General features: G+C 70.6%; 18 protein-coding genes. 14 read left to right on the top strand and 4 right to left on the bottom strand.

Annotated features, from left to right (window positions below; genetic code table 11):
* Positions 1 to 41 precede the first annotated feature (41 nt).
* The 5 genes from xseB to ACN469_RS08830 are packed head-to-tail and all read left to right on the top strand — an operon-like array spanning position 42 to position 4,202.
* The gene (gene xseB / locus ACN469_RS08850; protein WP_163864825.1) at positions 42 to 386 is read left to right on the top strand and encodes an exodeoxyribonuclease VII small subunit; all 345 of its coding nucleotides are present in this window, start codon (positions 42 to 44) and stop codon (positions 384 to 386) included.
* Positions 387 to 410: 24 nt separating this feature from the next.
* On the top strand, positions 411 to 791 hold the full coding sequence (locus ACN469_RS08845) for a response regulator (protein WP_163864826.1): 381 nt from the start codon (positions 411 to 413) through the stop codon (positions 789 to 791).
* Between the two features lie 29 nt (positions 792 to 820).
* Positions 821 to 1,714, top strand: a complete 894-nt coding sequence (locus ACN469_RS08840; RefSeq protein ID WP_498766099.1) for a polyprenyl synthetase family protein — start codon at positions 821 to 823, stop codon at positions 1,712 to 1,714.
* Positions 1,714 to 3,465 (top strand): 1-deoxy-D-xylulose-5-phosphate synthase, encoded by a 1,752-nt coding sequence (locus ACN469_RS08835; RefSeq protein WP_498766097.1) that lies wholly within the window; start codon positions 1,714 to 1,716, stop codon positions 3,463 to 3,465. The genes ACN469_RS08840 and ACN469_RS08835 overlap by 1 nt, the downstream gene beginning before the upstream one ends.
* Positions 3,462 to 4,202 carry a TlyA family RNA methyltransferase gene (locus tag ACN469_RS08830; protein ID WP_498766095.1) on the top strand — a complete coding sequence of 247 codons (741 nt, stop codon included), beginning with the start codon at positions 3,462 to 3,464 and terminating at the stop codon, positions 4,200 to 4,202. Before ACN469_RS08835 ends, ACN469_RS08830 begins: the two co-directional genes overlap by 4 nt.
* Before the next feature lie 31 nt (positions 4,203 to 4,233).
* On the opposite strand, the gene ACN469_RS08825 is transcribed toward ACN469_RS08830, so the two are convergent.
* Positions 4,234 to 5,844, bottom strand: coding sequence for a hypothetical protein (locus ACN469_RS08825; RefSeq protein WP_498766093.1), 1,611 nt, complete (start codon positions 5,842 to 5,844; stop codon positions 4,234 to 4,236).
* A gap of 544 nt (positions 5,845 to 6,388) precedes the next feature.
* Between ACN469_RS08825 and ACN469_RS08820 the strand changes: the two genes are divergently transcribed.
* From ACN469_RS08820 to ACN469_RS08780, 9 genes are all read left to right on the top strand, one after another.
* On the top strand, positions 6,389 to 8,884 hold the full coding sequence (locus tag ACN469_RS08820) for an ATP-binding protein (RefSeq protein ID WP_498766091.1): 2,496 nt from the start codon (positions 6,389 to 6,391) through the stop codon (positions 8,882 to 8,884).
* A gap of 43 nt (positions 8,885 to 8,927) precedes the next feature.
* Positions 8,928 to 10,805, top strand: a complete 1,878-nt coding sequence (locus tag ACN469_RS08815) for a tetratricopeptide repeat protein (RefSeq protein WP_498766090.1) — start codon at positions 8,928 to 8,930, stop codon at positions 10,803 to 10,805.
* A gap of 12 nt (positions 10,806 to 10,817) precedes the next feature.
* Complete coding sequence (locus tag ACN469_RS08810; RefSeq protein WP_498766089.1) at positions 10,818 to 11,657, top strand: alpha/beta hydrolase; 840 nt, start codon at positions 10,818 to 10,820, stop codon at positions 11,655 to 11,657.
* 55 nt (positions 11,658 to 11,712) lie between these two features.
* Complete coding sequence (gene bacN, locus ACN469_RS08805; RefSeq protein WP_141648417.1) at positions 11,713 to 12,054, top strand: bactofilin BacN; 342 nt, start codon at positions 11,713 to 11,715, stop codon at positions 12,052 to 12,054.
* Positions 12,055 to 12,113: 59 nt separating this feature from the next.
* On the top strand, positions 12,114 to 12,437 hold the full coding sequence (locus ACN469_RS08800) for a bactofilin family protein (protein ID WP_002636698.1): 324 nt from the start codon (positions 12,114 to 12,116) through the stop codon (positions 12,435 to 12,437).
* A 3-nt stretch (positions 12,438 to 12,440) separates the two neighbouring features.
* Positions 12,441 to 13,139 carry a bactofilin BacP gene (bacP, locus tag ACN469_RS08795; protein ID WP_498766088.1) on the top strand — a complete coding sequence of 233 codons (699 nt, stop codon included), beginning with the start codon at positions 12,441 to 12,443 and terminating at the stop codon, positions 13,137 to 13,139.
* 289 nt (positions 13,140 to 13,428) lie between these two features.
* Positions 13,429 to 14,397, top strand: a complete 969-nt coding sequence (locus tag ACN469_RS08790; RefSeq protein WP_498766087.1) for a ParB/RepB/Spo0J family partition protein — start codon at positions 13,429 to 13,431, stop codon at positions 14,395 to 14,397.
* Positions 14,397 to 14,963, top strand: coding sequence for an orotate phosphoribosyltransferase (gene pyrE / locus ACN469_RS08785; RefSeq protein WP_498766086.1), 567 nt, complete (start codon positions 14,397 to 14,399; stop codon positions 14,961 to 14,963). The genes ACN469_RS08790 and pyrE overlap by 1 nt, the downstream gene beginning before the upstream one ends.
* On the top strand, positions 14,960 to 15,589 hold the full coding sequence (locus tag ACN469_RS08780) for a hypothetical protein (RefSeq protein WP_498766085.1): 630 nt from the start codon (positions 14,960 to 14,962) through the stop codon (positions 15,587 to 15,589). The genes pyrE and ACN469_RS08780 overlap by 4 nt, the downstream gene beginning before the upstream one ends.
* Positions 15,590 to 15,608: 19 nt before the next feature.
* On the opposite strand, the gene ACN469_RS08775 is transcribed toward ACN469_RS08780, so the two are convergent.
* Genes ACN469_RS08775 through nadB form a run of 3 tightly spaced genes read right to left on the bottom strand, consistent with a single transcriptional unit; the run spans position 15,609 to position 18,527 of the window.
* Positions 15,609 to 16,205, bottom strand: a complete 597-nt coding sequence (locus ACN469_RS08775) for an LOG family protein (protein ID WP_498766084.1) — start codon at positions 16,203 to 16,205, stop codon at positions 15,609 to 15,611.
* Position 16,206: 1 nt separating this feature from the next.
* Complete coding sequence (locus ACN469_RS08770) at positions 16,207 to 16,932, bottom strand: rhomboid family intramembrane serine protease (RefSeq protein WP_498766083.1); 726 nt, start codon at positions 16,930 to 16,932, stop codon at positions 16,207 to 16,209.
* Positions 16,933 to 16,937: 5 nt separating this feature from the next.
* A complete protein-coding gene (gene nadB / locus ACN469_RS08765; protein WP_498766082.1) occupies positions 16,938 to 18,527 on the bottom strand; it encodes an L-aspartate oxidase in 1,590 nt (529 codons plus the stop codon).
* Between the last annotated feature and the right edge of the window lie 14 nt (positions 18,528 to 18,541).

Here is an 18,541-nt window from a genome sequence, read left to right as displayed (position 1 = left end):
CCCTCTAGAGTCCCGCGCCCCGAACGGCGAGGTGGAAGGCTGTGGCGAAGGCGGACAAGGCGTCCAAGGCGGACAAGGCGGCGGAGGGCGAGGTTCCCGGCCAGTACGGGGACGTCGTGTCCCGTCTCGAGGAGACGGTGGGCCGGCTGGAGAGCGGCAACCTGTCGCTGGAGGATTCGCTCAAGGCGTTCGAGGAAGGCATCCGGCTGGTACGCCGGGGCGAGAAGCTGCTGACCGAAGCGGAGCAGCGCATCGAGCAGCTGCTCCAGGATGAGGACGGCAATGACGTGGTGGCGCCGCTGTCGGTGTCCGCTCGTCCCGCCGCCCAGGCGGCCCCCCGGGCGCCCGCACCCCGGCCTCCCCCCGAGGATGACGTCCCGTTCTAGGTCGGGCGGGACGCGCACTCCGGAATGTCGAAGCCGAAGATCACCATCGTCGATGATGACCGCGACACGCGGGAGCTGCTCGCGGCTGCCCTCGAGGACGAGGGCTTCGAGGTGACGCTCGCGGCCAACGGCCTGCGGCTCATCGCCTCGCTGCAGCTCCACCGCCCCCAGGCCATCCTCCTGGACGTCAACATGTCCTGGATTGATGGCTTCGAGCTCTGCAAGGCGGTGAAGAAGAACGAGCACTTCAGGGACATCCCCATCATCTTCATTAGCGGGCGGGGAGACTCCGAGGACAAGCGGCGCGGCCGGGAGGTCGGCGCCGCGGACTACTTCGTCAAGCCCCTGGACACGGACAAGCTCGTCCGGCGCATTCGTGAGCTGGTACCTCCACCGGCTCCCTAGTCTCTCAGCAGCGCAAGGAGCACCGACGCTTGGCCCACTTCGACCTGGACACCTTCCTGCGCACCCAGCAGGCGCGGGTGGAATCGCTGTTGCTCGAGCGCGCGGACCGGCTCGCTTCCTCCGGTGCGCCTCCGCGACTGGTAGAGGCCATGCGCTACTCGCTGCTCGCGGGCGGCAAGCGCCTTCGGCCCGTGCTGTGCCTCACCTTCGCGGATGCGGTGGCGCGCGCCTCCCTGATTTCGCCCCTGTCCGGTGACGCGGCCTGTGCCCTCGAGTACGTCCACACGTACTCGCTGATTCATGACGACCTGCCGGCCATGGACGACGACGACTTCCGTCGCGGCCGGCCCACCAACCACAAGGTGTATGGCGAGGCGATGGCCATCCTCGCCGGAGACGCGCTGCTGACGGAGGCCTTCGCGTTGCTCGGCGACGGACCGGAGCCCGTGCGGGGCGTGCTGTGTCGGGAGCTGGCGGTGGCCTCGGGGGCCGTGGGCATGGTGGGCGGCCAGGTGCTGGACACCGCCGAGGACCGTCCCGCCGTCCTGGACTACCTGGTGCGGATGCACCGGCTGAAGACGGGAGCCCTCATCCGCGCGGCGTGTCGCATGGGGACGCTGGCGGGCGGTGGAGACGCGGAGGCGCTCGTCCGCGCGCAGCTCTACGGCGACGCGGTGGGGCTGGCCTTTCAGATCGCCGATGACGTGCTGGATGTGACGGCCACCCGGGAGCAGCTCGGCAAGCCGGCGGGCGCGGACGCGGAGGCCGGGCGCCACACGTTCCCCGCGGTGGTGGGGCTGGAGGCCTCGCGGCGCATGGCGGAGGAGCAGGTGGCGCTGGCGGTGGAGGCGGTGCGCCCGCTGGAGGGCGAGGACGGACCGCTGGCGGCGCTCGCGCGCTACGTGGTGGAGCGGAAGTCCTGATGCCGAGGTTGCTGGAACGCATCGCCTCTCCAACGGACGTAAGGGCACTTCCCGAAGCGGAGCTGCCCCGGCTCTGCGAGGAACTCCGCGAGGACATCATCTCCGTCTGCGGCAAGGTGGGCGGCCACCTGGGCGCGTCCCTGGGCGCGGTGGAGCTCATCGTCGCGCTGCACCGGGTCTTCCACTCGCCCACCGACGCCCTCCTCTTCGACGTCGGACACCAGACGTACGCGCACAAGCTGCTCACCGGGCGGCGCGAGCACATGCACACGCTGCGACAGGCGGGCGGCGTGGCGCCCTTCCTGGACCCGCGCGAGAGTCCTCACGACGCGCTGCTGGCGGGGCACTCCTGCACGGCCGTGTCGGCGGCGCTGGGACTGCTGGCGGGCCGCGGGATGATGGGCCACCGGGGCCACGTGGTGGCGGTGCTCGGAGATGGAGGCCTCACCGGGGGCATGACCTTCGAGGGTCTCAACAACGCGGGAGGCAGCCACCTGCCGCTCGTCGTCGTGCTCAACGACAACCAGATGTCCATCAGCGCCAACGTGGGGGCGATTCCCTCGCTGCTGCGCACTCGCGGCGCGCGCGACTTCTTCCAGGGCCTGGGCTTCACCTACCTGGGGCCGGTGGATGGGCATGACCTGGGCGCGCTGATGCACGCGCTGCGCGAGGCTCGTGCGTCGTCCCGTCCGGTGGTGGTCCACGCGCTCACGCTCAAGGGCAAGGGGTTTCCTCCGGCGGAGGCGGACGCTCAGACGCGTGGCCATGCCATGGGCCCGTATGAGTGGCGCGACGGCAAGCTGGTGCGCTCGCGTGGAGGCCACCGCACCTACAGCGAGGCGCTCGCCTTGGCGCTCGAAGAGGCGATGGCGCGGGACTCGCGGGTCGTGGCGGTGACGCCCGCGATGCTGGAGGGCTCCGCGCTCAATGCCCTCAAGGCGCGCTTCCCGGACCGGGTCCACGACGTGGGCATCGCCGAACAGCACGCGGTGACGTTCTGCGCGGGGCTCGCCGCCGCGGGGGCGCGTCCCGTGTGCTGCATCTACTCGACGTTCCTGCAGCGCGCGTATGATCAGATCATCCACGACGTGTGTCTGCCGGGCCTGCCCGTCGTCTTCGCGGTGGACCGCGCGGGGCTGGTGGGCGCGGATGGCGCCACGCACCAGGGGACGTACGACGTGGCGTCGCTGCGTCCGCTCCCGGGGCTCGCGTTGTGGGCGCCGGTGGTGGGGGAGGACTTCGCCCCCATGCTCGCCACCGCGCTCCAGGCGCCGCATCCCTCCGTCCTCCGCTTCCCTCGGGGCACGCTCCCCGCGCTGCCTCCGGAAGTGCGGGTGGAGGACGCGCCGGTGCGGGGCGCCCGGTGGCTCGTTCGCGCCGCGCGGCCGGAGTTGACGCTGGTGACGCTGGGGCCCCTGGGCCTGTCCGCGCTGGAGGCCGCGAGGCACGAGCCAGGGTGGAGCGTGCTCGATGCGCGGGGCCTCTCGCCGCTGGACGAGGCTGCGTTGCTGGAGGCCGCCTCCCACGGCCCCGTCGTCGTGGCGGAGGAGGGGACGGTGCGAGGGGGCCTGGGCAGCGCGGTGCTGGAGCTCTACGCGGAGCGCGGTGTCGCCGCGCGGGTGCGGGTGCTGGGCATGCCGGACGCCTTCGTTCCCCATGGAGACGCGCGGGTGCAGCGCGCGGAACTCGGGCTGGACGCGGCGGGCCTCCGGCGGGCCGCGCTGGCGCTGCTGGGGAGGAGCGAACCGTGAAGCCTCGCAAGGAGCGGGTGGACGTGCTGGTGGTGGAGCGTGGACTGGCCGAGTCGCGCACCAAGGCCCAGGCGCTCATCCTCGCCGGGCTGGTGGTGGTGGATGACCAGCGCGTGGACAAGCCCGGCTCCCTGATTCGCGTGGAGGCCGAGCTGCGCCTCAAGGGCGAGGTGCTGCCGTATGTCTCGCGCGGAGGGCTGAAGCTGAAGGGGGCCATCGACCACTTCGCGCTCGACGTGCGCGGCAAGGTGGCCGCGGACATCGGCGCGAGCACGGGCGGCTTCACCGACTGCCTGCTCCAGCACGGCGCGGTGAGGGTCCACGCCATCGACGTGGGCTACGGCCAGCTTCACGAGAAGCTCCGGAAGGATGACCGGGTGCGCTCACGCGAGCGCGTCAACGCGCGCTACCTGACGGAAGAGGACCTGCCGGAGAAGGTGGGCGTCATCGTCATCGACGTCAGCTTCATCTCATTGACGCAGGTGTTGCCGTCCGTGCTGCGCTTCCTGGAGCCGGGAGGGCTGCTGGCCGCGTTGGTGAAGCCCCAGTTCGAGGTGGGGCCGGACCGCGTGGGCAAGGGGGGCGTCGTGCGAGACGCCGCCGCGCGCCAGGATGCCATCGACACCGTGACGGCCTTCGTGCGCGAGCAGGGCCTCACCGTGCGCGGGTTGATTGACTCCCCCGTGCCGGGGCCCGCCGGCAACGTGGAGGCGCTCCTCGTCGCCGAGCGGCCCTGAGTCCGCTCGGCGCGAGGGGGAAGGCCACTGCCTACGGCCGGGCGCTGCGGTACTGCGACGAGGGCTGGAGCTGGAGCAGCTTGAGTCCCGTGCGCATCCAGAGCCGACCGGTGTCGTCGAAGGCGGCGCCCATGGAGACGGGCACCTGGTAGCGGAACAGCTCCCGGCCCTCCGCCACGCTGCCCGCCGACTGGTCCACGCCCACCAGCTCCACCGGCAGCGTCACCGTCGAACCCTGTGCGGCCGGCCCGTTCAGGAAGAACAGGTCCGACGAAGGGGAGGGCGCCGGCAGCAGGAACTTCACGTGGAGCGCGCCGTTGGCGTCCACCGAGCGGGTCTCCCGGTTGCGGATGACGCCCGTGCTTCCGTCCAGCAGCCACACGCGCTGAGTCGTCGCGGCGGCGACGCGGTTGCCGTTGGCATACGTGGTGATTTGCGTCGCCTTCCCGGTGAGCACGCTCGTGGCCCACTTGGATGCCGCGCCCTCGCAGCCAGCCAGGTTCGCGACGCACGCGAGGACCTGCGACTTGTCCTCGGGCAGGGCGAAGCCCAGGTACAGGATGCTGCCATCCGGGCTGAACGCGCCCACGGGAAGCGGTGTGGAGGTGTTGGACGCGAAGATCTGCCGGATGATGTGCGTGTCCTGCAGCGTGCCGCCCGCGGAGTCCACGCCGCCGTCAACCTCCTCGACGATGACGTCCGAGCGGTTGTCGCTGTAGGCGATGTGGCTGGCGTTGAGCACCCGGCCGTCGCTGCGCACGACGAGCCTTCCAATGGGGTCTCCGATGGAGATATCCCGCCGGTACATCCACCGGGTGACGCCGATGCCCAGGCCGTCCGTGGTGGAGTGGGTGATGCGGTAGAGGAGCCCCTGCACCGAGCGGATGACGGCGTCACCGTTGGGCATGACGGCCAGGTCGTTGACCTTGAGGTCGATGTGCGTTCGCGACGTAATCTTGAAGTCGGCGTCAATGGCGAACGCGCCGTAGCCCGGCGTCCAGACCCAGCGCTTACCGGTGCTCGCGTTGCGCGGGGTGATGACCGTGGACGCGTTGCACAGGGTGGGGACCTGGAGCACGGTGGCCCCGCTCCCCGCCGAGTTGTGGCGGTACATCGTCTCCAGTCCGCCCGTGGTCGTCTTGGCGCAGCTCAGGAAGGTCATCCCGCTGCCCGTGCCGTCAATGGCCAATGGGGTGGAATAGACCTGGAGCCCCTGAGGATCATCCACCACCCGGGCCACGGGGAAGAACGTGGCGGGCTGGGGCAGGGACGTGTTCTTCCGCCCGTCATCGCACACCACCTCCGCGGTGAGCGACAGGCTGGCGGCGATTCCCACCAGCGGGTTGGAGTAGGGGATGTCCGACGCCAGCAGCTCCACCGTGGTGGCCCCGCTCGCGTACGGGAACGCCTTCAGGAAGGTGGTCCGGTCGTACATGTTCAGCGTGGCGACCTTCGCGCAGCCGGACACGTTGACGATGAGCGGGAGGGCCGTTCCCGCGAGGTTTCCCTCGGGGACCGTCAAGTTGACCTGGGGCGGATCCGGCGTGGGCGGTGGCGGGTCATCGCCGCAAGCGGTGGCCAGACCGGAGACGAGAACGAGGGCGGTGCGCCATGCACGCCGAGTCACGGAAGGGTGGAGCATGGCACGGCACTCTATCTTGCTCGCACCATTCCCGGCATCATCCCCCCTCCGAAACGCCCCCGGGGAGCCCTGCCCACGTCGATTGGCGCCCTTGACAGGCCCGTGACGTGATAGCCGCCGGGTCTCCGTGCGCGGAGGCAGGTAAATCCGCGAAGCCAGGGCGACACGGAAACGGGTGGGAGCAAGAGATGACGGCCGGAAGGATGCTTGAATGGACGGCGCCCGACCGGGCGACCGGCGCTCGTGCGCGGAGGGCCTGGGAAGGTTCTTCGTCCGGCGCTGTTGCGCGCGCCCAGTCCTCCCGGCGCCCGCCCGGAGCACCTTCGCCGTCCCTGCGGGAAAGCCACGATGGGCGTGACGCCTCCCCAGCACCACTCACAGTTACCGCCGTCTCCGGATGTGCGCCGCTCTGGCCCACGGACGTGATCAGCGGCATGATCGGGATCCGAACCATGAACCCTTACGCACTCAACGGGTTTTTGCAGCCTCCCCATCGAGTCCCGGTTCGGGGCTCGTCGGCGCGAGGTTCACTGTGAGAGTCGAGATGCAGGCGGATCAGCGGGGACGCGTTCTGGTGGTGGCCGGGAAGGAATCCGGCGACGCCTTGATGGAGCGGCTGACCGCGAGCGGCTACCAGTGCGCGTCGACGGAGAAGGAGAGCGGGCTCGCGGAGGTGGCGGACTCGCTGCAGCCCGAGGTCGTGCTGCTGTCGGTGACGGCGAAGCGCGCGGCGGAGCTGCTGGAGTCCCTGCGTCGGGTGGAGCGCCTCCAGCGGTTGCCGGTGCTGGTGGACCTGGGCCGCAGCCGGTCCGCGGAGGCCTTCAAGCGCCTGGCGGTGGACGACTGGATTCGCGGCGCGGACGAGGTGGTGCCCCGCCTGGAGGCCGCGCTGCGGGCGGGCCGGTTGAAGGACAGGGAAGAGCGCGTCCGCCTGCGCATGGGGATGCTGCTGGAGATCACCCAGGCGGCCACCAGCTCGCTGGAGCTGGAGGAGATCCTCCGCATCGCGGTGGACAAGGTGGGCCGCGTCACCGGGACGGACCGGTGCTCGGTGGTGCTGGTGGAGGGCAGCCATGCCCGCACGGGCAGGGTGGTGGCGACGCAGGAGGACCCGAGCCTCGTGCAGTTGGACATCGAGGTGGCTCGCTATCCGGAGCTGCGCCGCGCGCTGGAGACGCGGGAGCCAGTGCTCATCGAGGAGGCGCAGCGGGATCCGCTCATGGCGGAGGTGCGCACGTCGCTCGTCCCGCTGGGCGTGAAGTCCATCCTGGTGCAGCCGCTCATCTGTCAGGACGACCTGTTGGGCGCGCTGTTCTTACGCGTCTCGCGCATGGACGCGTCCTTCGGGCGCGACGAGCAGGAGTTCACCCAGGCCGTGGCCGGAGTGCTGGCCAACTCCATCCGCAACGCGCGGCTCCACACCGCGGTGAAGAAGAAGCGCGAAGACCTGGAGATGGCCTACGTGGAGCGGTACCACGAGCTGCTCGAGGCCAACCGCCGGCTCAAGGAGCTCAACCGCCTCAAGGATGAGATCATCGCGGTGGTGAGCCACGACCTGCGAGCCCCGCTCCAGGTGCTGCTGGGCCACGGCCGGCTCCTGCTGGAGGGACCGCTGGAGTCCCAGCAGAAGCAGTCCGCCGAGGCGATGATTCGCCAGGGCAAGAAGATCCTCGGCCTCGTCGAGTCGCTGCTGGAGAAGGGCAAGGGCGAGGCGGCGCGGTTGTCCATCGAGCCTCGTGTGCTGGACGTGGCGCAGCTGTGCCGCGACGCCGTCAACGAGCTGGAGATCCTGGCCGCCGAGCGCGGGGTGTCGCTGCGCGCGGACTGCCCCGACAGCCTGATGCTCATCGGTGACGAGGTGAAGCTGCACGAGGTGCTGCAGAACCTCATCACCAACGCCATCCACCACGCGCGGGAGGCGGGCGAAGTCGTCGTCTCCACCCGTCGCCTGGGTCGTCCGGACGGTGACGCGGCCAAGGTCTGCGTGCAGGACGACGGCGTCGGCATTCCGCAGGACGAGCTGCACCTGGTGTTCGACCGCTACCGCCACGGTGGCAAGGGCACGGGGCTGGGGCTCGCCATCTGCAAGGAGTTCGTGGAGCTGCACGGCGGGGAGATCTGGGCGGAGAGCCCGCCGGAGCACGGCTGCCTCTTCGTCTTCACGCTGCCGCTCGCGCAGGAAGCGCCGCGCAATCCTCGTCCGCCCGTCGCGGCGACCAGCGTGCACGAGCAGCCGCGCGTCCTCGTGGTGGAGGACGAGCCGGAGATCGCCGCCGTGCTGTCGGAGGTGCTGCGCTCGAAGTACCGCGTGGAGGTGGCGCGCGATGGCGCGGAGGGCCTGGCCCGGGCGCGAGCCCAGCGGCCGGACCTGGTGGTGATGGACGTCTTCCTGCCCAAGCTGGACGGCCTGGACGCGGCCATGGCGCTGAAGTCGTCGTCCGACACGGCGCACATCCCCGTCATCCTGTTGTCCGCGCACCAGGGCGTCGCGGAGAAGGTCCGCGCGCTCAACCTGGGCGCCGTGGACTACATGAGCAAGCCGTTCAACGCGGTGGAGTTGCTCAACCGCACGGACCGCGCGCTCAAGCTGCGCCAGGGTGAGCGGGATCAGCATGACGGCTCATCGCTCCAGCGTCGCACGGGAAGCGATCCGACCACGGGCCTGCATGACCGGCGCGGCCTGCTGCTGCGGCTGGAGCAGGAACTGGCGCGCAGCCGGCGCTACCACCGGGCCCTGAGCCTGGCGGTGCTGCGGCCGGATCGCCCCGTGGAGCCGGTGCCCAGCAACATCGCGGACGTCATTCGCAAGCGGGTGCGTCACCCGGATGCCATCTCCCACCTGGGCGGAGGCGTCTTCGTCGTCGTCCTGCCCGAGTGCAACGCGGAGGCCGCGCGCAACGTCATCGGTCGGTTGATGCCGGATGTGGAGAAGGCGACGGACACCGAGTACCGCTCGGCGGTGGCGGACGTGAGCCAGGACAGCGACCCGGTGGAGAAGCTGCTGGAGAAGCTGGGCGCGCCACCCCCTCAGGCGGCCTGAGGCACCTGCACGCGGGCCGGGGCCGCGCTAGACTTCGTCTCGCGTGAGCCCCTCTCGCCTCCTCGCCGTCGTGCTGCTTGCCGCCCTGTGGGGGCCCGGAGCCCTCGCGGCGGCCCCTCCGTCCAAGCGTCCGCGCGTGGACCGCGAGGCCATGCGAGAGGCGATGGACGCGGCGGCCTTGGACGAGGGGGCCTTCTCCTCGTCCGCGAGCTACTCCCAATATCTGCGCTCGCGGCTGCTGCACCATGCGGGGGACCATCGCGGCGCCGTGGACGCGCTGCGGCTGGCCCTGGCCACCGATGACGGCCACCCGCTGCTGCTCACCCGGCTGGCGGAGGAGTACGCCCGGCTGGGGGACCTCGACAAAGCGGAGCGGGAGCTGCGTCGCGCCGTGGAGCGCTCCTCCGCGTACTACCCGGCCCACGTCCTGTTGGGGCGCGTGCTGTTGGAGTCGGGCCGCTTCACCCGCGCGCGCCTGCACCTGCGCCGGGCCATCGCGCTCAAGCCCCGCGAGCCCGAGGCCTACCTCGTCCTCGCGCAGCTCTATCTCGAGTCCGGCGCCTCGGGCGAGGCGGTGAAGGTGGTGGAGTCCCTCGCGCGTGCGCTGCCGGGCGAGGCCTCCGGCTATCGACGCCTGGGGCTGGCCCTGGCCGAGCGCGGCGACACGCACCGGGCCGAGCGCCTGCTGACGGAGGCCGCCTCGAGAGACCCGGGCGACGTGGAGGTGCTGGGCACGCTGGCGAAGCTGTACGAGGAGACGGGGCGGCCCGCGCGCTCGGAGGAGACGCTGGCCCGGGCCCTGGAGCACGAGCCGGACAGTCAGGAGGTGCTGCTGGCCGCGGGGCGCTCGGCGCTGAAGGCGGGCTCCGTGGTGCGGGCCCGGGCGTACTTCGACCGACTCCTGTCGCTCTCAGGTGAGCCCGAGACGGCGGTGCGGGTGGCCTTCAGCTATCTGGCCGAGCGCGAGTCCACCGCCGCCGTGGAGGTGTTGGAGTCCGCCCGCGCGGCCAGCGGAGATGAGCCTCGGCTGGCCTACTACGCGGGCCTGGTGCACGAGCGCATGCGGCGCTTCGCCGACGCGGCGGAGGCCTTCGCGGGAGTTCCCGAAGGCTCGGACATCTTCGCCGATGCCCGCGTGCGCCGCGCCCGGTGCCTGTCGCTCGCGGGGCAGCACCCACGAGCGCTCACGCTCTTGCGCGCCGCGCTCCAGGAGGCCCCGTCGGATCTGGAGGTGCGTGCCCAATATGCCCGCGCGCTGGAGCGGAGTGGGGCGTCCGCGCGAGCCGAGTCCGTGCTGAAGGAAGGGCTGACGCAGGGCTCCTCCGCCGCGCTGTACGACGCGCTCGCCGGCACGCTCCAGCGGCAGAACCGGGGCGCGGAGGCATTGACGCTGCTTCGCGAGGCCGTGTCGCGCGCGCCGAAGGACCAGGCTCTCTTGTATGTGCAGGGCGCCGCCTTCGAGCGCCAAGGGGACCTGGCCGGCGCGCAGGCACGCATGCGGGCCGTGCTGGAGGTGGATCCGGACCATGCCGCCGCCCTCAACTTCCTGGGCTACCTGCTGGCGCAGACGGGCAGGGACCTGGACGAGGCGGAGCGGCTGGTGCTCCGCGCGCTGGAGCTGCGGCCTGACAACGGTGCCTTCCTGGATTCCCTGGGCTGGGTCTACTTCCGGCGGGGGGACTATCCGCGCGCGGTGGAGGCGCTGGAGCGCGCGTCGTCGCTGTCGCCGGACGAGCCGGTCATCCTCGAGCACCTGGGAGACGCCTATCAGCGCGCGGCTCGGAGCGCGGATGCCGCCGGTGCGTGGCGCCGGGCGCTGGAGGTGTTGTCGTTGGACCCCGAGTCCGCCGAGCCCCCCGGGCAGCGGGAGGCGCTGGAGCGCAAGCTCAAGGCGCTATCCATGGGTGCGGCGGGCCGCTAAGTTGCTGGGCCTATGGCTCGCCACGACGAGGGCTATTTCACTGGCCGGGATGGAACGCGGCTGTTCTGGAAGACGCACCTTCCGGACGCGGAGCCGCGAGCGCATGTCGCGGTGGTGCACGGCTACGGAGACCACTTCGGCCGCTACCAGTACGTGACGGACGCGCTCCTGGCGGACGGCTTCGCGGTGCATGGCTTCGACTACCGGGGCCACGGCCGCGCCGAGGGCCGGCGCGCGTACAGCGAGAAGTGGCAGTACTTCGTGGACGACCTGGAGGTCTTCTGGGAGCGGGTGCGCGCCTCGGCCGGTGGCAAGAAGACGTTCGCGCTCGGCCACAGCCACGGTGGACTGATGGCGGCGCACTGGGCCGGTGGCCGCAAGGTGGAGGGCCTGTCCGGGCTGGTGATGTCAGGCCCCTACTTCAAGCTGGCGCTGACTCCGCCCGCCGTGAAGGTGATGGCGGCTCGCGCGGTGGGTTCACTGGTGCCTTGGCTGGGCCTGTCCTCGGGACTGAAAATCGAAGACCTCAGCAAGGACCCGGAGGTGCAGCGCGCCACCCGGGAGGACCCGCTGTACCTGTCCATCGCCACGCCTCGCTGGTTCATCGAGTCCACGAAGGCGCAGGCCGAGGCGATGTTGCTGGCGCCGAAGATTCAAGTCCCGCTGTTCGTGCTCTGCGGAGCCGAGGACGGGGTGGCGGCGCCGTCGGCGGCGCGGGTGTTCTTCGAGACGGCGGGCTCGGCGGACAAGAAGTTCAAGGAGTACCCCGGCATGAGGCACGAGCCGCTCAACGAGGTGGGGCGCGCCGAGGTGTTCCGGGATATCTCCGGCTGGATCTCCGCGCATCTCTGACATAATCAGGGCGCTCGGCTCCTCGGAAGGAGCGGGCTCTGGGTGAGGTCACCGCATGGCAACGGGTGAAACGGGCATCATCGGTAAGGGCATCGTCATCAAGGGAAACCTCACGGGTGGAGGGGACCTTGTCATCGAGGGGCGGGTGGAGGGGCAGATTGCCCTGAAGAACCACCTCACCATCGAGAGCACCGGCAAGGTGCAGGCGGACATCCGCGCCGAGGAGTTGACCATCAACGGCGAGGCGAGCGGCAACATCGACGCCTCGACTCGCGTGGCCATCAACGCTTCGGCCAAGGTGGCCGGCGACATCAAGGCGCCTCGCATCGTCATCGAGGATGGCGCCGTGTTCAACGGCTCCATCGAGATGGACGTCCGGCTGCCAGACGACATCTGAAGCTCACGCCGCGGCGCTGACGGCGCGGCACACACCTTTCTAGAGGGCGGACAACACTCATGGCGAATACGGTCATTGGTTCGAGCATCGTCATCGACGGGGAGATTTCCGGAGACGAGGACCTGGTCATCCAGGGCACCGTGAAGGGGAAGATCTCCCTCAAGGAGAGCCTCTACGTCGAGGGAAGTGGCGTCGTCGAGGCGGACATCGAGACGCAGAACGTGGAGATCGCCGGCCGGGTGACGGGCAACATCGTCGCCAGCGACAAGGTCGAGCTGAAGACGGACTGCCGCGTGGTGGGCGACATCAAGGCGCCCCGCATCCTCATCGCCGACGGTGCCTCCTTCAAGGGCAACGTCGACATGGACATGAAGGAGCGCTGATTCGTGGCCACCCCGAAGGAGTTGAGCGGTAGCAACGACGTCAACAACACCGTGGTGGGGCCTTCCATCCTCATCAGCGGTCGGTTGACGGGCGATGAGGACCTCACCGTCCGGGGCCGCGTGGAGGGCGAGCTGACGCTCAGCCGTACCCTCATCGTCGAGCCGTCGGGCGTGGTGAAGGCGAACGTGGCGGTGCGCAACGCCATCGTCAGCGGCGTGGTGGTGGGCAACATCAACGCCACGGAGAGCGTGGAGTTGACCCGCGAGGGCCGCATGGTGGGCGACATCCACGCCCCCCGCGTCATCATCGTGGACGGCGCCAGCTTCCGCGGCCGTGTCGACATGGGTGACGTGGAGCCCGGCCGTCTGCCGTCGCAGCGCCCCGTGGTGGCCCGTCCGGCCGCCCCGGTGACGCGTCCCTCCGCGGCGCCTGCCCGCCCGAGCGCGCCCCCCGCGCGTCCGAGCGTGCCTCCCGCGCGTCCCACGGCCCCCGTGGCGACGACGCGACCCGCGCCGCCGCCGATGATGACCCAGCCCGCCCGTCCCGCGAGCAAGCCGCTGCCGCCGCCTCCGCCCCCTCGGGCCGAGACGCGTCCGGTAGCCCCGCCCGTGGAGCAGCCTGCTTCTGCCGAGCCGCCAACGCCCTTCGCGTTGGGTGCTGGCGCCAAGAAGAAGGTCGTGGTGAAGAAGAAGACCCGCTAGAGCGCACTTCCCGCGCCGCCGGTGTCGGTGGCGCGGGAGTGGGCAGACCAGGGGTGCCACCATGGACGCCGAGCACAGGGTTGACGGAGAAGAAGGGATGCCGGGTTCTCCGGAAGGTGGCTCGTCGTCCACGCCCGAGGCTGTTTCGGCGCGGGGTGACGGTGGGTCCCAGGACTCCGCGCCGGGCGAGCCCGCGCCGCGGGAGCCGACTCGCGCCGAAGGTGGAGAGGGGGAGTCACCCCCAGTTTCCGCGACGGATGCGGGCGCCGCGTCCCCGGAAGGAGGCTCGGTGGAGTCTCAGGGTGTCGCCGCCGAAGGAGCACCCGCTACGGGTGAGCCCGAGCGGGCCATGGAGTCGTCGGTGGGTGCGTCGGATGAGTCGCAGGTGAAGTCCGCTTCGGAGCCGGGTGTCCCCGAGGAGTCGCGTCGCGAGGAGGGCTCCGGGCAGGAGTCCACCTCCGAGGCGAACACGTCCTCCGGGGAGTCATGGGCCGTTGCCGCCGAGGCGAGCGCCTCCTCCGCCGAGGCTCGGTCTGACTCCGAGGCGCCGACTGCTTCTGGCGCGTCGGAGTCCGGTGCGTCCGAGGAAGAGGACGAGGAAGAAGATGAGTCGGAGCCGGAGATGCTGGCCGCGCCGGAGGAGCGTCTCGCGGGCCGGGTGGTGACGGTGTTGATGCCGCTGGAGCGGCTCGAGGACGAGTCGGCCTACCGGCTGCGTCCCGAGGGTGACGTGTCCGGGTTGGCCACGGACATCGCGCGGCTGGGGCAGTTGTTCCCGGTGGACGTGCGGCCCCGTGGCCAGGACAGTTACCAGTTGGTGTGCGGTTTCCGGCGCGTGGCGGCGCTGCGCTTCCTCAAGCGGGACGCGGTGCAGGCGCGCGTGCACACGGACCTGTCGGACGAGGACGCGCTCCTCATGTCGCTGGCGGAGGCCATCCACGCCACGCCGGTGGAACCGGAGGTGCTGGAGGCCAAGCGCGACCAGCTGGAGGCCCAGGGCCGGCTGAGCGCGGCGGTGGCCGACATGCTCGCCAAGGCACTCGCCACCGATGACGAGCTGGCGCCCGAGGGCGTGGAAGAGGAGATCGACGCCGACGAGCTGGCGGCGGACGTGTCGCAGCGGCTGGGGACCATCAACCAGGAACTCTCGCTGCTGGCGGACGTGTTCACCTCGCTGGATGAGTCGCGTCGGGCGGAGTTGCTGATGCAGCTTCGGTACTCCTCCGAGCTGGTGGCGTACCTGGAGGGGTTGAAGTGATGTCGGACTTGTTCGCCCGCGACAGGGCCCGGTTGCTGGAGTTGCTCACCGAGCGCTCCTTCGAACGCCGCCGCGTGGTGCTCTCGTCCGGCAAGGAGTCGGACTTCTACATCGACTGCAAGCGCACCGCGCTCCTGGCCGAGGGCCACTTCCTCATCGGACGGCTCTTCCTGGAGGCCATCCGCCGCGAGGCGCCCGAGGCGGTGGGCGCGGGCGGGCTGACGCTGGGCGCGGATCCACTCGCGTCCGCGGTGAGCCTCACCGGCTACCTGTCCGGCTATCCGCTGGCCGCGTTCATCGTCCGCAAGGAGCCCAAGGGCCACGGCACCGGCCAGTGGATTGAAGGCCTGAGCGGGCTGGGCGCTGGCGCGAAGGTGGCCATCGTCGAGGACGTCGTGACGACGGGCGGCTCCACCATCAAGGCGATTGAACGGGCCAGGTCCGAGGGTTTGACGGTGCTCGGGGCGTTCGCCCTGGTGGACCGACTGGAGGGGGGACGCGAGGCGGTGGAGGCCGCGGGCCACCGACTCACCACGCTGTTCACCCGCAAGGACTTCATTCCGTGAAGAAGCTTCTCGCCACGGGAGCGCTGCTGGGCATGTTGTCCGGCTGCTCCACCATGCCTCCCGCCGTTGGCGAGCAGGCTCCCACGCTGCACGACGAGAACGCGGAAGCGGCCTACCGGAGGCTGCTCGACAAGTACTCGGGCCAGCAGGAAATCTACGACGGCTTCGACACCCGCCTCTTCGCCGGGGTGACGATACAGACGATGACGTTCCGCGAGGCGCGGGTGCTCCGCCAGGCGGCCTTCCAGGTGCTGCCAGCTCCCAAGGTGGCGGAGCTGCTCGCGGAGGAGCGCGCCGAGGCCGCGCAGGTGCACGAGTTCTTCATGGCCGTGCACGTCAACGACTACCGGTACCTCGACTTCGACTTCAAGAAGACCATCTGGCGCATGGCGCTGGTGACGCCCGCGGGTGAGGTGACGCCGGTGCGCATCCGCCGCATGGGCCGCGCGGACCTGGAGATGCGCGCCTACTACCCGTACACCAGCGTCTTCTGGGTCGGCTACGAGGTGCAGTTCCCCACGGTGATGGCCAGCGGGCAGCCCGTCATTCCCCCTGGCACGGAGAAGGTGACGTTCCGTCTGGCCTCGTCGCTGGGGCAGGCGGAGATGAAGGTCTCCGCGCAGTAGTCGCTCGCGGCCCCGGGGCTCACGTCTGCTCGGGGCGCTTGAGCCACTTCTCCGTCACCGTGAGCGTGGGGCCAGCCAGCAGCCGGTCCACCAGCTCCGAGGGTGACTCGCTCACCGCGAAGGGCAGGGCCTGCTCCACGGGCACGAAGCCCTCGTCGGCCATGTGTCGGGCCAGGGTGACGAGCGGCTGGAAGAAGCCGCGCGTGTCGAGCAGTCCCATGGGCTTCTTGTGCAGGCCCAGCTGCGCCCAGGTGACGATTTCGAAGAGCTCGTCCAGCGTGCCGAAGCCGCCGGGCAGGGCGAGGAACGCGTCCGAGCGCGAGGCCATCAGAGCCTTGCGCTCGTGCATGGAGTCCACGCGGACCAGCTCCGTGAGGCCCAGGTGGGCAATCTCCCGCGCGCCCATGAAGTGCGGCAGCACGCCCACCACCTTGCCGCCCGAGGCCAGCGTGGCGGCGGCCACGGTGCCCATGAGGCCCACGCTCGCCCCGCCGTAGACGAGCGTCAGGCCGCGCCGTCCCAGCTCGGTGCCCAATGCCGTCGCCGCCTCGGCATACTCGGGCCGCGCGCCCGGACGCGAGCCGCAGAAGATGCAGATGCTCCGCACGTCCCCCATGTCAGAAGGCTCCGCGCCGCTCGGGGTGGGCCGCGTAGACGGCCACCAGCGCAGTGAGGAACAGGATGATGGGCAGCGCCAGCGCGTACACCTGCCGGCCCTGCCGCAGGGCCACGCCGCAGGGCAGGCCGAAGAGGAAGCCGCCCAGGTGTCCGGACCAGCTCACGAAGGGCAACAGGCTGAGCACGGCCACCTGCACCAGCCAGATGCCCAGCTCCCGGCGGCCCTGACGCGTCGCGATGGGCAGCATGGCGCCCGCCCACCCCAGAATCATCCCCGACGCGCCCACCATCGGCGTGTCGAAGTTGAAGAGCAGTGAGAACGTGGAAGCGCCCAGCGCGGTGACGAGCGACAGCCCCAGGAAGCGCAGGCTGCCGATGCCCCGCTCCAGCGTGAAGCCCAGCGTCACCACCACCGACATGTTGAACACCAGGTGGAGGATGCCGCCGTGCTCGAAGGCCGCCCCGAGCAGCCGCCAGTACTCGCCGGCCTGCACCGCCGGGCCATACAGCGCCCCCACCGGAAGCTGACGAGAGGCGAACGACGGGAGCTGGCCGGCTTCCTCCAGGCCGAACACCACGACGCAGATGCCGATGATGGCGTAGCAGACCCACGGGCGGGGCTGCGGCGCCTGGGGCGGCGGCGGGGTGCCGAACGGGTGGCCCCCTCCGCGCTGTTCAGGGCCCGAACCAGGGGCGTCGAGGATGTGTCGCGGTCCGGAGGACATGTCGCTCACAGCTCCCGGGAGAGGGTGGTGTCACGCAGCCAGTGGTGGTCGTCGGGGTGCGGGTAGTCGAGCGTGAAGTGCAGGCCGCGGCTCTCCTTGCGGCGGCTGGCGCAGTCGACGATGAGCAGGGCCACGTCGGCGATGTTGCGCAGCTCGATGACGTCGCGAGTCACCTTGAAGCGCCAGTAGTAGTCGCGAATCTCCTCGCGCAAGAGCTCCAGCCGGCGCCGCGCGCGCATCAGCCGCTTGTCCGTGCGGACGATGCCGACGTAGTTCCACATGAGCCGGCGAATCTCGTCCCAGTTGTGGCTGACGACGACGCTCTCGTCGGACTCCACCGCGCTGCCGGAGTCCCACTCCGGCGGGTCCTCGCTCGGAGTGGTCAGGGAGGCCATCTCCTCCTGGGCCACCTGGACGGCGCGCTGGCCGAACACCAGGCCCTCCAAGAGCGAGTTGGACGCGAGCCGGTTGGCGCCGTGCAGCCCCGTGCAGGACACCTCGCCGATGGCGTACAGGCCCGGCACCGACGTGCGCCCGTGCAGGTCCGTCACCACGCCGCCGCACTGGTAGTGGGCCGCGGGGACGACGGGGATGGGCTGCACCGCCATGTCGATGTTGAACGCCTTGCAGGTGGCGTAGATGTTGGGGAAGCGCTCGGTGAGGAAGGCCCGGCCCATGTGCGTCATGTCCAGGTACACGCACTCGTCGCCGGTGCGCTTCAGCTCCGCGTCGATGGCGCGCGCCACCACGTCGCGCGGGGCGAGCGCGCCCAGCGGGTGGTAGCGCTCCATGAACGTCTGCCCGCCCTTGAGCTTGAGCTTGCCGCCCTCGCCGCGCAGCGCCTCGCTGATGAGGAAGCTCTTGGCCTCCGGGTGGTACAGGCAGGTGGGGTGGAACTGGTAGAACTCCATGTTCGCCACCTGCGCGCCCGCCCGGTACGCCATGGCCACGCCGTCGCCCGTCGCCACGTCCGGGTTGGACGTGTACAGGTACACCTTGCCCGCGCCGCCGGTGGCCAGCACCGTCACCTTCGCCAGGAAGCGCTCGATGCTCCCGTTCTCCAGGAGCGCATACGCCCCCGCGCACCGGGTGGTGCCGGGCCGGGGCTGACGCCGGTCCAGGATGAGGTCGATGGCGGCCGTGTTGGCGAAGAAGGTGATGTTGGGCGTCGCGTCGCACTGGGCCAGCAGGGCGCGCTGCACCTCGCGCCCGGTGATGTCGCCCGCGTGGATGATGCGGCGCGCGGAGTGGCCTCCCTCGCGCGTCAGGTCGAACTCGCCGGTGGCCTGCCGGTTGAACTCCGCGCCGAGCGTCACCAGCTCCTGCACGCGCTCGGGCCCCTCCCGCACCGTCACCTCCACCGCGTCCCGGTGGCACAGGCCCGCGCCGGCCACGAGGGTGTCCTCGATGTGGGCGTCGAAGCTGTCGGTGGGGGCGAGCACACTGGCGATGCCCCCCTGGGCATAGGCGGTGTTGCTCTCTCCTCGCTCACGCTTGGTCAGCACGGCCACCGTGCCGTGCCTGGCCGCCTGGAGGGCGAACGAGAGGCCCGCAACGCCTCCTCCCAGGACGAGAAAGTCGAACCGATGGGGCATGGCGGACAGCCTTA

The organism is Corallococcus terminator (genome assembly GCF_049194865.1).
Taxonomy (GTDB): Bacteria; Myxococcota; Myxococcia; order Myxococcales; family Myxococcaceae; genus Myxococcus; species Myxococcus terminator_A.
The sequence above is the reverse complement of the archived record's forward strand: the minus strand, read 5'-3'. Positions and strand labels throughout refer to the sequence as shown.

Coding starts and splice junctions, on each gene's coding strand:
- ACN469_RS08845 (WP_163864826.1), top strand. CDS start 411: ATGTCGAAGCCGAAGATCACCATCGTCGATGATGACCGCGACACGCGG.
- ACN469_RS08835 (WP_498766097.1), top strand. CDS start 1,714: ATGCCGAGGTTGCTGGAACGCATCGCCTCTCCAACGGACGTAAGGGCA.
- ACN469_RS08825 (WP_498766093.1), bottom strand. CDS start 5,844: ATGCTCCACCCTTCCGTGACTCGGCGTGCATGGCGCACCGCCCTCGTT.
- ACN469_RS08820 (WP_498766091.1), top strand. CDS start 6,389: ATGCAGGCGGATCAGCGGGGACGCGTTCTGGTGGTGGCCGGGAAGGAA.
- ACN469_RS08810 (WP_498766089.1), top strand. CDS start 10,818: ATGGCTCGCCACGACGAGGGCTATTTCACTGGCCGGGATGGAACGCGG.
- bacN (WP_141648417.1), top strand. CDS start 11,713: ATGGCAACGGGTGAAACGGGCATCATCGGTAAGGGCATCGTCATCAAG.
- ACN469_RS08800 (WP_002636698.1), top strand. CDS start 12,114: ATGGCGAATACGGTCATTGGTTCGAGCATCGTCATCGACGGGGAGATT.
- pyrE (WP_498766086.1), top strand. CDS start 14,397: ATGTCGGACTTGTTCGCCCGCGACAGGGCCCGGTTGCTGGAGTTGCTC.
- ACN469_RS08775 (WP_498766084.1), bottom strand. CDS start 16,205: ATGGGGGACGTGCGGAGCATCTGCATCTTCTGCGGCTCGCGTCCGGGC.
- ACN469_RS08770 (WP_498766083.1), bottom strand. CDS start 16,932: ATGTCCTCCGGACCGCGACACATCCTCGACGCCCCTGGTTCGGGCCCT.
- nadB (WP_498766082.1), bottom strand. CDS start 18,527: ATGCCCCATCGGTTCGACTTTCTCGTCCTGGGAGGAGGCGTTGCGGGC.